Source organism: Sarcina sp. DSM 11001 (assembly GCF_900101015.1).
GTDB lineage: Bacteria > Bacillota > Clostridia > Lachnospirales > Lachnospiraceae > CAG-791.
Genome location: NZ_FNFZ01000019.1, coordinates 29,433 through 43,615 on the forward strand (window position 1 = coordinate 29,433; position 14,183 = coordinate 43,615).

13 protein-coding genes are annotated in these 14,183 nt (G+C 47.6%); 1 reads left to right on the forward strand and 12 read right to left on the reverse strand.

Translation table 11 applies throughout. The annotated features are described in order from the left end of the window. Positions 1-109: 109 nt before the first annotated feature. The 4 genes from BLT02_RS10875 to BLT02_RS10890 form a co-directional block, all read right to left on the reverse strand. A complete protein-coding gene (locus tag BLT02_RS10875; protein WP_242869781.1) occupies positions 110-1,174 on the reverse strand; it encodes a tyrosine-type recombinase/integrase in 1,065 nt (354 codons plus the stop codon). Beyond that, complete coding sequence (locus BLT02_RS10880) at positions 1,164-2,138, reverse strand: tyrosine-type recombinase/integrase (protein ID WP_092995094.1); 975 nt, start codon at positions 2,136-2,138, stop codon at positions 1,164-1,166. Before BLT02_RS10880 ends, BLT02_RS10875 begins: the two co-directional genes overlap by 11 nt. Beyond that, positions 2,131-3,717, reverse strand: coding sequence for a tyrosine-type recombinase/integrase (locus BLT02_RS10885; protein WP_175453788.1), 1,587 nt, complete (start codon positions 3,715-3,717; stop codon positions 2,131-2,133). Before BLT02_RS10885 ends, BLT02_RS10880 begins: the two co-directional genes overlap by 8 nt. Before the next feature lie 126 nt (positions 3,718-3,843). Beyond that, complete coding sequence (locus tag BLT02_RS10890; RefSeq protein WP_175453789.1) at positions 3,844-4,644, reverse strand: transposase; 801 nt, start codon at positions 4,642-4,644, stop codon at positions 3,844-3,846. A 324-nt stretch (positions 4,645-4,968) separates the two neighbouring features. On the opposite strand from BLT02_RS10890, the gene BLT02_RS10895 reads away from it, so the two are divergent. Next, a complete protein-coding gene (locus BLT02_RS10895; RefSeq protein WP_139187569.1) occupies positions 4,969-5,415 on the forward strand; it encodes a hypothetical protein in 447 nt (148 codons plus the stop codon). Positions 5,416-5,418: 3 nt separating this feature from the next. Here BLT02_RS10895 and BLT02_RS10900 read toward each other — a convergent pair whose 3' ends face one another. From BLT02_RS10900 to rpmH, 8 genes are all read right to left on the reverse strand, one after another. Further along, the gene (locus tag BLT02_RS10900; protein WP_092995103.1) at positions 5,419-6,306 is read right to left on the reverse strand and encodes a YihY/virulence factor BrkB family protein; all 888 of its coding nucleotides are present in this window, start codon (positions 6,304-6,306) and stop codon (positions 5,419-5,421) included. A gap of 440 nt (positions 6,307-6,746) precedes the next feature. Continuing rightward, positions 6,747-8,774, reverse strand: coding sequence for a tRNA uridine-5-carboxymethylaminomethyl(34) synthesis enzyme MnmG (mnmG, locus tag BLT02_RS10905; RefSeq protein ID WP_092995106.1), 2,028 nt, complete (start codon positions 8,772-8,774; stop codon positions 6,747-6,749). Between the two features lie 73 nt (positions 8,775-8,847). Next, a complete protein-coding gene (mnmE, locus tag BLT02_RS10910) occupies positions 8,848-10,338 on the reverse strand; it encodes a tRNA uridine-5-carboxymethylaminomethyl(34) synthesis GTPase MnmE (protein WP_092995109.1) in 1,491 nt (496 codons plus the stop codon). Positions 10,339-10,529: 191 nt separating this feature from the next. After that, positions 10,530-11,741: an RNA-binding cell elongation regulator Jag/EloR gene (gene jag, locus BLT02_RS10915; protein WP_139187571.1), complete on the reverse strand. Its 1,212-nt coding sequence runs from the start codon at positions 11,739-11,741 to the stop codon at positions 10,530-10,532. Positions 11,742-11,774: 33 nt separating this feature from the next. Next, entirely contained in the window at positions 11,775-13,100 is a 1,326-nt protein-coding gene (locus BLT02_RS10920; RefSeq protein ID WP_092995115.1) for a YidC/Oxa1 family membrane protein insertase, read from the reverse strand. A gap of 125 nt (positions 13,101-13,225) precedes the next feature. After that, the gene (gene yidD / locus BLT02_RS10925; protein ID WP_175453790.1) at positions 13,226-13,438 is read right to left on the reverse strand and encodes a membrane protein insertion efficiency factor YidD; all 213 of its coding nucleotides are present in this window, start codon (positions 13,436-13,438) and stop codon (positions 13,226-13,228) included. A gap of 9 nt (positions 13,439-13,447) precedes the next feature. Further along, a complete protein-coding gene (rnpA, locus tag BLT02_RS10930) occupies positions 13,448-13,783 on the reverse strand; it encodes a ribonuclease P protein component (RefSeq protein ID WP_092995118.1) in 336 nt (111 codons plus the stop codon). Between the two features lie 118 nt (positions 13,784-13,901). After that, positions 13,902-14,039 carry a 50S ribosomal protein L34 gene (rpmH, locus tag BLT02_RS10935; protein WP_092995121.1) on the reverse strand — a complete coding sequence of 46 codons (138 nt, stop codon included), beginning with the start codon at positions 14,037-14,039 and terminating at the stop codon, positions 13,902-13,904. Positions 14,040-14,183: the final 144 nt, after the last annotated feature.

Below are 14,183 nucleotides of genomic sequence, written 5' to 3' on the forward strand. Positions count from 1 at the left end.
CCGATAACAGAGATTATCGGCGAAAAAGTGTTATCGGCAATCTCATCCTGAAGTCTGATATTTACGGCAGAGTTCAGGATGAGCAGCTATAAAACTTGCCGATAATTCTTTACACAAGTCCGCAGAAATGAAGCAGGTAGTCTTCCTTACCTTTCCACTTTTTCTCCGGGACAGATACAACGTTGCCATCACTGTCTTTTTCAGGAAGCGCTTCCTGATCCACAGAACGGAGCGCTTCTGCCATTGCATCGTTGTCAGCATGTGCGTAGACAGCAGTCGAATCGATCGATGAATGGCCAAGAAAGTCCTTTATATATGAGATTGGGATCCCTGCTTTATACATTGCCATTCCAATGCTATGACGGAGCACATGACAGTGAAGGCTCTTCGGAAATGTCGGGTCCATCTCGTGCATCTGTTTTGCATATGAGGAAAGGAAGGAATTCACAGTTCTTGGTGACATTTTTGTATGCTTTCTGCCGTGGATCGTATAGAACAAGTAGTCATCATTTTTGCCGTCCGGATGGAACTCGGAAAGGTATGCATCAAGATGCGGTATCACTTCTGTCGGAAGAGGATTATATCTGGTCTTGTCACCTTTTCCATGAAGCCGGATCTGAACGCTGTTCCCATTGCGGATGATGTCGCCAAGTGTCATGCCGACCAATTCCTCGACCCTGCCCCCTGTTTCATAGGCATGGATCATAAAATACTGGTTCCGCCTGCCATTCCTCGTTGTGGTGTCGGGGGCGGCAAAGACAGTTTCAAGTTGTTCCTGGGTCAGGTATTCCAGCTTCGGATCGGTTTTGCCCTTAAAGCGGCGAATGGATTTCACTTTCAGGTAGATTGCTGACAATGACGCATCCTCTTCACTGCAATAGCGCAGAAATGACTTGATCGCTGAAAGCCGGAGATTTATTGTGTTGATCGCTTTTGACTGACTGTCCCGCATCCATATGCAGAAATCGTATACCATTTCCTTGCTGAAGCAGTGGAATCCAACCTTATCAAACGGGATGCCTTTCTGTTCCCGCAGATACTGCCGGTACTGATCCAGGGAATCCGTGTAGTTTTTTACAGTTGCTTCCGTGAAATTACGTTGGACAACAAGATATTTATGAAGGAAATCCCGGAGCATTTCATAAAAGTAGAGGTCCGACTTCTTAATCTTCATGCGGCACCTCCGGAAGTATGGAAGTATTTACTATCCGCATGCGGGCTTCGAATTCCGAATAGAACGGCTCCGCCAATGTCAGGTAATAATCCGTATCTGCAAAGTTGGAGTGCCCTACGAATTCACTCAGATAAGGATAAAGTGCATTCAAATCCGCATTATCCCTGACCCACTGATTCAGCCTGTACACACAGTAGGAATGACGAAAGTCATGGACCCTCGGTTTGTTGCCTTTTGTGACGGCTGCTTCCGGAAGCGTGTCCCAGAACTCATGGAACCAGATGTCAAGTGTGGATCTACTATAATAATCCCCTTTCTGGTTTGGGAAGAAAACCTTCCTTACAGGAAAGTGCCTCCGAATGATGTAGTCATACCTGCAAAGAAGATCCAGCATATCCGGACTAACATAGATGATGCGTGCTTCCCAACCCTTGGATCCCCTGATAAAGACCTTTCCGCTATCGAGATCCACATCATCTACGTTTAACAGCCTTGCTTCTGAAGACCTGAGTCCGCATGTGTAAAGCAATCGGAAGATCACCGGAATCACATAACACCGGTATGGTGAAAACGGGGATTTCCTGCATTGATCGATAGAGGAAAAGAACGCCTTCAATTCCGCTTCCGTAAAAATGTGCGCATCATAATGTATCTGCTTACGCGGAATTCCTCCGGGAATAATGTATGCGGGTTTCCCTGTCCCGACAAGATATTTTCCAAACTGCCTGACAGGCGTCACCCTCCTCAACAAGGTGTTCTGGTGCAGTGAAGAACATTCATCGATCCAGGCGTTGCAGATCTCCCTGGAAAGGACTCCACTATCAGGAAAGGATTTCGAGATCATGGCATCGAGATATCCCAATACTCTGGCGGAAGTATTGTACGGATACCCCGCGGCCCGTTTCTGGATGATAAAAGCCTCCATATCGGCACGGAACCTGCTGCGGAATACAGGATCAGCCATGGCTTTCACCTTCTTCCCAGTATTTCTGTCCGATCAGAGAAAAGTCGAGCGGGCATTCGCGAAGCATCTGCTCTTCCATAGACAGATACGGCTTATCAGATTCCCTGGATATATGCCCCAGCGTATCTGTAATGACCTGGTGAGGAACCTTTTTCAACAGGAGTTTGTGCGTAAGCGTATACCTGCAGACATGGACCCCCTGACTGTCGCGGTTTACAGTCTTAATGCCGGCCTGTGAAAAAAGCCGGGAACAGACCATGTACATCGAGGCAAGCTTTTTGTAAGGAGCCTGTGTCCTCACAAAAACATACGGACAGGCACGTGCAGCCTCTGGCCGTTCATTCATGATGTAGTCCATGATGCTATTGCCGACATCCTCAAGTAAAGGAAGGCAGAGCATGACCCCGGTCTTTTCCTGCTCCAGGACGATCCGATCTTTTTTCCAGTCGATCTGGTTGAACCGCAAGTTGCAGATATCAATGTCTCTCAGTCCAAGGCGGAGCGCCAGCCTCATCATCGCTTTGGTCCGCATGGGAGCTTCCTTCATGGCCTTGTAGAGCTTCGCTTCATCTGAAGCAGTGATATAAGGCCTGAGGTGCATCCGTTGATATGCGGGAGTCAGGATCATACCTGAAAAATCTGTTGGCATAAACCCTGCATAGAATAAATAAGACAGAATCCTGCGGACGATTGGAAATATTGTTCCCCTGCTGTTCAGGTTAAGTTTTTCTGACAGGAAGACAAGCATACCCTGGATCTGTGCGGGCTTTAATGTAAGTAGATCATGAACAGTATTAACACCCAGGCCTTCGATCATATTTCGAAAAGCATAGTCACAAAGGTCAAGGGTATTATTTTCAAGGTTCTGAGTACGTAAAAACGCTAAATACTGCTGGCGGAGCTGTTCTAGTGTTTCTTCGTGACAGCATACTTTTCGTGAACGAAACAGCTTCCACCCAAAACAGCCTGTATCGGCAACTTCAAGTAGTACACAGGTTGCGCGTCGGCGTATCTTCCTCTTCCATTCGTGCAGGTTTCCATCCTGATGTTTCTTATTCGCATCTTTAATGAAAGACCTGCATCTGTCTCTGGTGAATGCTGTATCGCCGCCGAGATAAAGAGAAATATACAGCTCCCGCCACGCCTTCATGTATTGACCGCCGGTTGATGCGGAAAGCTGGAGATACTCCATTTCGTTTTCCGCCCTGCGGATCAGATGACCGATGTCAACACTTCCGTCAATGATCGGAAATGCTACAGTCTGGAATGCACTCTCTGCCTCATAGGAAGATGGGATCTCAGGCTCATTATAGAGATTCCCTTCCGGCATAAATGCCCTTGTTCCGGCTTCTTTGTCCACAAGACGTACGGTATGGAATAGCTGGAAACGAAGATCAGGCGTATCTGCTCTGGAAACATAGGAATCATATAGTTCCTGGCATGGTTTGGTGAATCCTGTTTTTTCTGCGTGATCAGACAACTGTTCCAAGTAACATCTGCGCACATCGTAAGTTGAAGGAGCAAGTAATAACTTCTGTTGTTCAAGGACAGCGTTCACAACTTTTTGCAACTCGTTCATTTCAATTCTCCTTTCTGCCGCAAATATCATAGCGGTCAAGAATAGGATATCAATTGAGTGAACTGAGAAAAATGTTATCAGCAATCAAGATGATACAATCAAAGAATTAACAGCTTGCATTAAGCTTTATATACCGAGATTGCCGATAACACTTTTTCGCCGATAACCTTTTGGCTTGCGCGGCGGGGGCGGCAGGACGATCGTTTCGTAGCAGTCTTCCAGATCGGAGAAAACTGCATTGAGCAGCAGACCATCTTTCGTATGCCTGGTTACAGCTGCTTTGAGATTGTCAGGGACAAGGTACTTCGGAACTGCGCCATAATACTCCAGGGCATGGACAACACCGGTAATAAAACTCGGGAGTTTTTCGTCGGAAAAAATTTCTGCGTAAACCTTACTGCTGAAACCCATGGTTGTTGCAAACACATGGACCTTCCGCAGCTCGCCCGTAACAGTGTCCAGCAGGAGCTCAGGCTGGTCGCCTACCCAGTCAATGTACATCCGCTCACCGGGGATCCTTTCAACCGGCATTTTCACCTTTTCCTGCCCGAAATTCTCCCTGAGGAACCGCCGGTACAGTTCATAAAACTGTGAAAGCTGATATCCATCAGGATTAGATTCCTTATATTCCAGCCAGAGGAATGCGAGATTCGGATGCTCCATATCAGCCATACGTGCGTGTATCTGATTAAAATCCGGTAAAGGTTTCTGCATATGACGCAGGTTTTCTGGCGGGTAAAAGGCTTCTTCTACCGACTTGGGGGACATGGCCTTAAGCTCTTCAAGCGTGAGGCCGAGCTTCGTGAAGCGGTCCATGATAAGGGTAATGGTACTATTGCCTATGCCGTACCGCTTTTGGGTGGTTCTGTATCCGATGCCACCCTGGCGCAATTCGATCACGCCGATGATTGTTGAGTAACTTTGCATTTGGTGCTCCTTTCTCAACTACAACGATGTACAGTTACATCGTTTAGTATAGAAAAATCGCACCGTTTATATCAGAATAAATGCACCGTTATGCTGGAATCAGAGCACCGCCCATTTCGGAATCGGCGCACCGATTGACCGGAATTTCCAAAGGCGATAACAGGAATATTATTGGCAGGCTTTCTTGCCCTTTTCCTTGCAGGATGCGGGAGAGAATCTTCAAAGCAGTCCTGGACAGAGGATAATTCCACGGACCAATTGTACTCCGAGACTCAGGCAGACACAGAGATTTTTCTCTTCCAGATAAACGGGAGAGTATATACTGTGGATGGTGTCTATCCTGTTGACCGGTTTATTGACGAAGAGATGGAGGACGGCGGTTTTTACCGGATCACGGCAGATGTCACGATCCTCAATGGAGGGGTAGCGGGATACTATAATTTCCCGCAGATCGACCAGGTGAAGGAGTGTGTACCTGTCTCCTGGTCTGATCTGAATCTGCCTGCGGTTACAGAAAAGCAATATGGCCTTGTTCTGACCGGAGATTATGGGGATGGAGATGTCTTTCTCCGCGAATCCGGGATGAAAGCGGTCTGGAAAGACGGAGACTGGATCTGGCAGTACAGCAAAGAAACAGACAGGGATGACGGAACGCGGATCTGTCTGCGGGAAGGAGTGACGGAAGAAACTGCCGAAAAGGGAATTTCTGAAGGTATCCTGTCCTGTGAAGATTATTTCGTAATACCCTCGCCTGACAAACAGGTAAAATGAAAATCATGTCTTACATTCCATGGATACCTGTACCTGCAGAGCCCTGTTCAGGGATGCCCCTAAAAACAAAATGGCAATGATAAATTTAAGCCACATAGCTGATAAAAAGACAGCGGCAAATGTTCCATAGACAGAAGAGTATTTCCAGAAACGTCTGATAAAATAGCTGAAAGCATTTGTAAAAAGGATCCACAAAACAGAGGTAAAAATGGATCCCGGCAGCTGATTCTTCATTTTCCGCCGGCCTGCCGGCAGGAAAGTATAGGTCAGGACGATAACGAGAATAGTGATCGCAAGAGTGACGATCCCGCTGACCCTGAGGATCCTGTTGATCTGCACCGCCACCTTCGGCATGGATAATTCTGTAAAAATAAAAGTGATGGCATTGGAGATGGAGGAGCGGAGGACCTGGAAAAGCAGCATGGAAGGAATAAGCAGAGTGAAAATAATAGTGTACAATATAGCTTTTGGCCTCTGCTTCAAAATGATCTGCTGCGTATGGTTTATCTTTTCCAATCCGGACATCATCGCAAATACTCCGTGAGAACCGGACCATAGAGAGGTCAACGCAAACAGATAAGCAGCAATCTGTTTGGACTGGTGGTTCAAATTTACAATGATGTTCAGAAGAGTTCCCCTGATCTGAGGGATATCCGGCATCATCCTGTATAAAAAACTGCTGACATCTTCAACAGAAAACCAGGGAAGCATATTGATCAGTGAAATGATCATCATCAGGAAGGGTACGAGAGACATCAATAAGTAAAAAGTTGCATTTCCCGAATAAATGGACATTTCATGCTTCGAATAAACTTCTGCCGTTCTGCTGATGGTATGGATAATAATGTGCAGAGCACGTTTTATTTTTTTCTTTATATTATTAAATTCCATCGCATTGTCCCTTGTTTGTCTGTTCCATGGTCATTCTCAGATCAGAATAGATCAGAGTATTGCCATGAAACAATTCGTCAGGCGATTCCAATGCACTTCAACAATGAAAGCATTGTTGAAGCCTTAACGCCGTTCGAACCGGGTTTTCGCAAAAAGACACGCGAAAACAAACGTCCTTATCTCAAATCCTGTCAACGAGTGACTTGTAAAAATGTTTCACGTGAAACATTTTACCCTATATTCCACATGTTTCACAGTTTCTTACCATCCCGGTTTATTTCTTTCCTGGTTTTTTCCTTCTTTCTTTCCTGATTTTTTTCTGGTTTCTTCCTTCCTGTCTGTTTAATTTTTCATCGCAATACTCGTGACTTCAGTCGAAGGATAAGTGCGTAAAAAGGGAAACTTGCTCCATCGCGCAATACCCGTGAGCGAGTATTGAATTATCCGTGAAACCTTCCCCTGTTTTTTTCCAGGTAGATCAAAAGAACTGTGACATCTGCAGGTGTGACTCCCGAGATCCGGGAAGCCTGTCCGATCGAAGAAGGAAGGAACTCTTTGAGTTTCTGCCTGGCTTCGTTTCTGAGAGATCCCACATCGTCATAATCGATCCCGGAGGGAATTTTTTTCTGTTCCAGCTTTTCGAATTGCAGTACCTGTTTTTTCTGTCGGTCGATATAGCCTTCGTAGCGGATATTGATTTCCACCTGGCTGGTAATGTCCTGTGTGAGCTTCGGCCTGTCAGGATCCAGCGGGGCGATTTTTTCATAAGAGAGCTCAGGACGGCAGATCAGCTCAGCCAGGGTACAGGCTGTCTTGAGTTCGGCCGAATTGAGAGAGCGGAGGATCTGCTGATTGGAAGCAGCTGCCCCGATCCTGATCTTTTTCAATCGCTCAATCTCTTCTGTTATTTTCTGCTCCTTATAGCAGACATAATCATATTGGTCCTGCGTGATCAGGCCTTCCTGATAGCCATATTTACGAAGTCTCAGATCGGCATTGTCCTGTCTGAGCAATAGACGATATTCCGCGCGCGAAGTCATCATCCTGTAGGGTTCCCGATTATCTTTCGTGACCAGGTCGTCGATCAGGACTCCTATATAGGCCTCAGATCGTTTCAGGATGAGGGGCTCCCTGCCGCGGATCTTATTGGCCGCGTTGATCCCCGCGATAAGCCCCTGGGCTGCAGCCTCTTCATATCCGCTGCTTCCGTTGAACTGCCCGGCGCAGAAAAGGCCGTCCACAGCCCTGGTCTCCAGAGAAAGCCTGAGCTGGTTCGCGTTGATACAGTCATATTCGATGGCATAGGCATTTTTGACTATCACACAGTTTTCCAGTCCGGGAACAGTACGGTACATTCTCTGCTGGACATCATCGGGCATGGACGAGGACATACCATCCACATAAACCTCGTTTGTCGATCTTCCCTCCGGCTCAATAAAAACATGATGGCGGCCCTTGTCGCTGAATTTGACGACCTTATCTTCGATGGAAGGGCAGTACCTGGGACCGGTTCCTTCTATAATGCCGGCGTAGATCGGAGACCTGTCAAGGTTCTCGCGGATGATCTCATGCGTCTCTTCATTAGTATAGGTCAGCCAGCAGGGAACCTGCTCGATCTGAACATCGGCAGGATCCGTCGAATAGGAAAAAGGGACGACTACCGGGTCTCCGGGCTGGATCTTCATTTTGGAATAATCCAGAGTCCTGCCGTCCATCCTGGCCGGCGTCCCGGTCTTGAACCTTCTCAGAGGAATACCCAGCCTGTTCATGGAATCCTTGAGCCAGGTGGACCGCTGCATACCGCCGGGGCCGGTCTCTGTAATGGATTCACCCACCAGACAGCGCGCGTTCAGATAAGTACCGGTACAGATGATCACAGCCTTGCAGCTGTAAACTGTCCCGGTATGGATCCTGACTCCCGCGACCCGTTTTTTGTTCAACGCAATATCATTATTACTGCTGTCATTATTACTTTTTTTATCACTGTTTAAATCACTGTGAGAAACATCTCCGCCAACATTTATACCTGTAGATTTCCGGTCCTGCTCAGTACCGGAAATCTCCTCCAGATCGAACTGGGTCAGAATATCCGTTACCTCCGCCTGACGGATCGTGAGGTTTTCCTGATTTTCCAGAACCTGGCGCATGACTTTGGAATACTCCGCCTTGTCCGCCTGTGTCCTTAGGGAATGTACAGCAGGTCCTTTGGAAATGTTGAGCATCTTGGACTGGATAAAAGTCTTGTCGATATTTTTCGCCATTTCTCCGCCCAGAGCGTCGATCTCCCTGACCAGATGTCCCTTGGAGGAACCTCCAATATGAGGATTACAGGGCATCATGGCAATGCTGTCCACATTCATGGTAAAGATGACCGTGCGCAGTCCCAGACGGCTGCAGGCGAGTGCAGCTTCGCAGCCTGCATGACCGGCTCCGATCACGCATACATCTGTTTCAATAGTGTATTTCATAAAGTCTTTTTTCTTTCTCAGGATAAACTGTAAATAGAGGTCTGACGGCCGGCTGTCAACGCTTTCTGGTCCGCTATTTTCCCATGCAGAATCTTGAAAATATCTCTTCGACGAGGTCGTCTTCCACGGCTTCTCCAACGATCTTTCCCAGGCTTGTGTAAGCATTCATGAGGTCTATGGCAAAAAAGTCCTCGCTCATCCCCAGCCGGATACTGTCAAGGACAAGGGAGACGGACCGGCAGGCTTCTCTTACTTCCTCTCTGTGCCTGGTGTTCGTGAGAAGTACCTCATTCTGATGAATAAGTTCTCCCATATGATACATCTTTTCAATGATATGTCCAAGTTCTTCAGCGCCTTCGCCGGTCTTGAGGGAGCAGGAGAGTACGGCGTCCGCTTCTCCGAAAAATTCCCGGACAGACTTCTCATCGGTCACAGGAGGAAGATCACTTTTGTTTAAGAGAAGGATGCATTTACGGACTGCGGGAAGTTCATTTTTCCATTGTTTCAGCAGCAGGGATATGGACTTGTCTTCGGGAGTGATTCCTTCCGATGCGTCGATCAGATACAGGACGAGTTCTGACTGTCCGATCGCCGATTTGGCCCTTTCGATCCCGATTTTTTCTACCCTGTCCTGTGTCTCGTGGATCCCGGCTGTATCCGTGAGCCTGAGCTGGATCCCTCTGACGCGTACGCTCTCCTGGAGGGTATCCCGGGTCGTCCCGGCAATCTCAGTCACGATCGCCCTTTCTGTCCCCGCCAGGTAATTGAGCAGGGATGACTTTCCCGCATTGGGCCGGCCGATAATAGCCGTCCGGATCCCTTCTTTAAGGATCGCCCCCTGTTCTCCTGTTTCCAGAAGATCCTTCATTTCTCCGAGCAGCTTAGTACAGATCTCTTCGAGATGCTGTGGATAACCATCCAGAGAGTAGCTGTCGGGGTCATCGAGGGCGGATTCTATAAAAGCCATTTCATACAGGATCATTGAGCGGAATTCCCTGATCTTTTCAGAGACACTCCCCTCCAGCTGGGCCAGGGCGGATCTGCGTGCGAATTCATTCTGGGAAGAGATCAGATCCATGACAGCTTCCGCCCTGGACAGGTCGATTCTTCCTCCCAGGAAAGCCCGCTTTGTAAACTCACCGGGTTCCGCCAGACGGGCACCGGCCTTAAGGACCAGATCAAGTATTCTACCCATCAGATAAGTCCCGCCATGGGTATTGATCTCAACCGTATCCTCTGTGGTATAGCTGCGGGGCGCGCGGAAAACACTGACCATGACTTCATCGATCCTGCTGCCTTCCTCATCCACGACATAACCGAACACGATCGTATTGGAAGCGTGTGTCTCAAGGTCGTGCATGCCTTTTGCGTTCGTGCAGATCCCGGTACAGATCCTGATCGCATCCGGTCCGCTGACGCGGATGATCCCGATTCCGGCATCCGACATAGCAGTGGCCGAAGCCGCTATCGTATCATTTCCTGACCCATCAGATTCTGTAAGATCATGACCTGAATAATCATAACCTGCAGGGTCGATTCCTGTAAGTTGATCAGATACAGTCATGGGAACCTCCCTTAAAAAAAATAAGAAAATCAAAATTTCAAGACTTGCTCACGGGTATTGCGCAATGAAGAATAAACTATAAAAATATAAAACTATAAATCCTGAGATCTGTAAATCCCTGATTCAGAAAAAAAACTGCCGCTTCAGTGTTCCTGAGGCGGCAGTATGAATAATTTTATTCTGACCAGGTTTTACCTGTTGTCCTTCATGGTGACGATGACTTTTCTGTAAGGTTCTTCCCCCTGGCTGTAGGTCGTCACATAGCGGTCTGACTGCAGAGCCGAGTGGATGATCCTTCTCTCATAAGGATTCATGGGTTCGAGTGCCACGCTGGCTCTGTTACGCTTGACCTTGGAAGCGATATTCTTCGCAAGGTTCTCCAGTGTTTTTTTGCGGCGCTCGCGATAGTTTTCCGTATCTGCCTTGACATGGATATATCCGTCGATCCCTTTGTTGACCACCAGGGAGACAAGATACTGAAGGGAATCCAGAGTCTGTCCTCTCTTGCCGATCAGGACTCCCATGTTATCCCCCTTCATGTCTATGTTCAGGATAGCCGATTCCCTGTCATAGGTACTGCTGATCTCGGCTTCCAGATCCATGGCATGAAAAACGTCGGTCAGAAATACAGAGGCGCGCTGTTTGATCTCTTCGATCTGCTCATCTGTAAGGACAGGAGCAGCGCTTCTCTTTTTAGGTGCTGAGAAAGTCTCGGCATCCGCTCTGCCCTGCTCGGGAGCCTGGACATTTCTGCCTTCATCCTCTTTATCCGCAAAACGGCGGTGTCTGCGGGAACCTCTTCCCCTCTCTCGAAAACCTTTTTCCTGGTTTTTTTCTGAAAAGCTCTTTTTCCCGCTCTTTTTTGCAGGAGCTGTATATTCAGAGGACTCTTCCTTCTGGACAGAAGCAGCTGTCTGTGCCTGACTGTCTTCGGAGACAGGTTTCTTTTCTTCCGCCTGTTTTTCTACAGCAGAACCGGCTTTCTTTTCATTCTTCTGTTCGTATTTCTTTTCAGCCTTCTTTTCGGTCTTTTTTTCAAAATCCCTGGCTAAAGAGCGGTTCTCATTTTTTGCTGATTCTTTTTTATTCTGTGCAGCAGCTTCTTTACCGGCGTCTGCGGATGCTTCCTTCTTTACAGGCTCCTGTGCTTTCTTCTTTTCCTTTTTTCCTTTGAGGACATCATTGATGATCGCACTGGTATCGATCTCCGTGCTCTCTTCCATTCCCTTGCGGATACGGGCGCGGATCCTGGCCGCTCTTGCCCCGATCCCCAGAAAACCGGTCTTACCCTGGTCGATCACCTCATATTCAAGGCGCTCACTGGGAACTCCCAGCTTCTGGCAGGCAGCTGTGATGGCTTCGGCAACTGTCCTCTCCGATATTTCAATATATTCCTGAGACATATTTATCCTCTCTGCACTCTCGTACATTGTCTATTATGAATCCTGACTGTCTCCCTCATTGAATCTTCTGACCATGTCAGCATTATAGGAAAGGGAATCCTTTTTATATTTTCTTCCCTTCCTGGACTGATTCATTTCTTCAATCCTGCTTTCCTCAGCCGGGCTGAGCTTTGTGATCAGGCGGTTGTTTCTGTTGCTTCCAACCCTCCTGGTCGCACCTGCGTCAGACCTTGAAGAACCGGAGGCTTCGGAAGCTTCCTGTGCCTTTTCTCTTCTCTTTTCTGCCTTGGCTTTTGCCTTCTCCGCATTCTTTTCGATCATCTCATCGATATTCATCTTATCGATGTGCTTATTGATGAAAATCTGCTGGACGATACGGACGACAGCACCGATGATCCAGTACAGTCCCATACCGCTGGGAAGGGAAAAACAGAAAACCGCTGACATCGCAGGCATCATGATGTTCATGGTCTTCATGGTTGAAGCAGTCTGGTCATTGGAATCCGTAGTGGCCTGGGGCATCAGCTTGACATTGAGCCACTGGGTAAAAGCAGCCAGAAACGGAATGATCAGGGCGATGACGATCATGATCCCGCCCCTCGACATGATCGTGGAGGGAGACTCCGCGATGTTGATTCCCAGAAAGTTATTGTACTGGTTGAGCCTGGTAGCCGTAGCTGTGATATCTTCACTCAGGGAAGAAACCTTCTCCCCCAGCTTTGTCCAGTCGGCAGTCTGGAATTTATTAAGGACATCAATGAATGTATTCTTAATATAAGTTACATCCCCGTCTGTGAAAGCCTGGTTTGTAAACCTCTTTGCAAACATGGAGATGCCGGAAAAAATGTATTTTCCCTCCGCATCCTGTTCGATCAGGATCTTTCCTGCGGGATCAAGCTTGTACAGATTGTCCACCAGAGGGAAGAAGGCATCCTTGACCAGGGGAAGATAAGCGGGAACATTATAGAAAACACGGTACAGGGCCAGCAGAATAGGCATCTGGATCAGAAGCTGCACGCAGCTGCCGGTCGCGGAAACTCCATATTTTTCATAGACCTGCTTGATTTCTTCCTGCTGCGCCGCAACAGAAGCATTGTCCGTTCTTCCTTTATATTTTTTTTGAATCTTGTTGATCTCAGGCTGCATTTTCCTCTGAAGTTTGGAAAACTTCTGCTGACGGATCGTCAGAGGAAGCATGCACATGTAGATCAGAATCGTCATGATAATGATGGCAAGCCCGATATTCGGCAGTCCGATCCTTCCCAGAATATAAAAAATTCCGTTCATGATGTAGCCGATCAGTTCAGCGACCGGACCGATGATGAATGTCGTGCTTTTTGTCAATAGTATGGGAGCCAATGAAATCCTCCTTATAGTCAATCAGGAATTTAGTTGATCAGAAATCCTGTTGATCAGAAATCCAGTCAACCAGAAATCAGTCCATACAGAAATCCAGTCAATCCGTAAATCCGGTCAATAAGAAATTACGGGACCGGATCATATCCCCCGCTGGAAAAAGGGTTGCATCTCATGATCCTCCAGGCAGCGAGAGCTCCCCCTTTCACAGGACCGTATTTTTCTATCGCCTCCAGCCCGTACTGAGAGCAGGTAGGGATATACGGACACCTTGTATGTTTCAGGGGAGACAGATACTTCTGATACATCCTGATTGATTTAATCATTGCTTTTTTTATCATTTTTCTAAATCAGAGTCTGTTTTCCATGATGCCGGCTTTTTTTGCCAGCTGCAAAAGCGAACCTTCCATCTCGGAGTATTTGATTCCTTTTGCCCGGACACGGGCGATGAATACAATGTCATTTCCTGTACTAAACTTGTGTCCGTGCAGCCGGCAGACCTCCCTGATCAAACGGGTGGTCCGGTGGCGGACGACGCTGTTCCCCACCTTCTTGCTGACGGAAATCCCGATCCTGTTTTTTCCCAGTTCATTGCCGCACACATAAATGACCAGGTACCTGTTCACAAAGGATCTTCCTTCCGAATAGCATTTTTTAAAATCTGTGTTTTTTTTCAGAGATTCCATTTTATGGTCTGAGACTTTCAAATAAGATTTCAGGAACTGTTAACTTTGCGCAAAAGAGTCATGCTGGAACCAGCATGACTCTAACGTACTCTAACGTCCAGGAAACGGATACACCGGATCAGACCGCGATCTGTTTTCTGCCTTTGCGCCTGCGTGCAGAAAGGACCTTTCTGCCGCCCTTGGTGCTCATTCTGGACAGGAAGCCGTGTACTTTAGCGCGCTGTCTTTTCTTGGGCTGGAATGTCATCTTTGCCATTTATATTTCCTCCTTATTCCTAAAATATTGAGTTGACCGGGGACCTGCGATGATCAGGTAGATAACAGATCCTGAGGACCTGTCCGGGATCCTGAATGAAAGTCCCCTGCTTGCGATCCATCACTGCCGCGTGCGGCCGCGGCG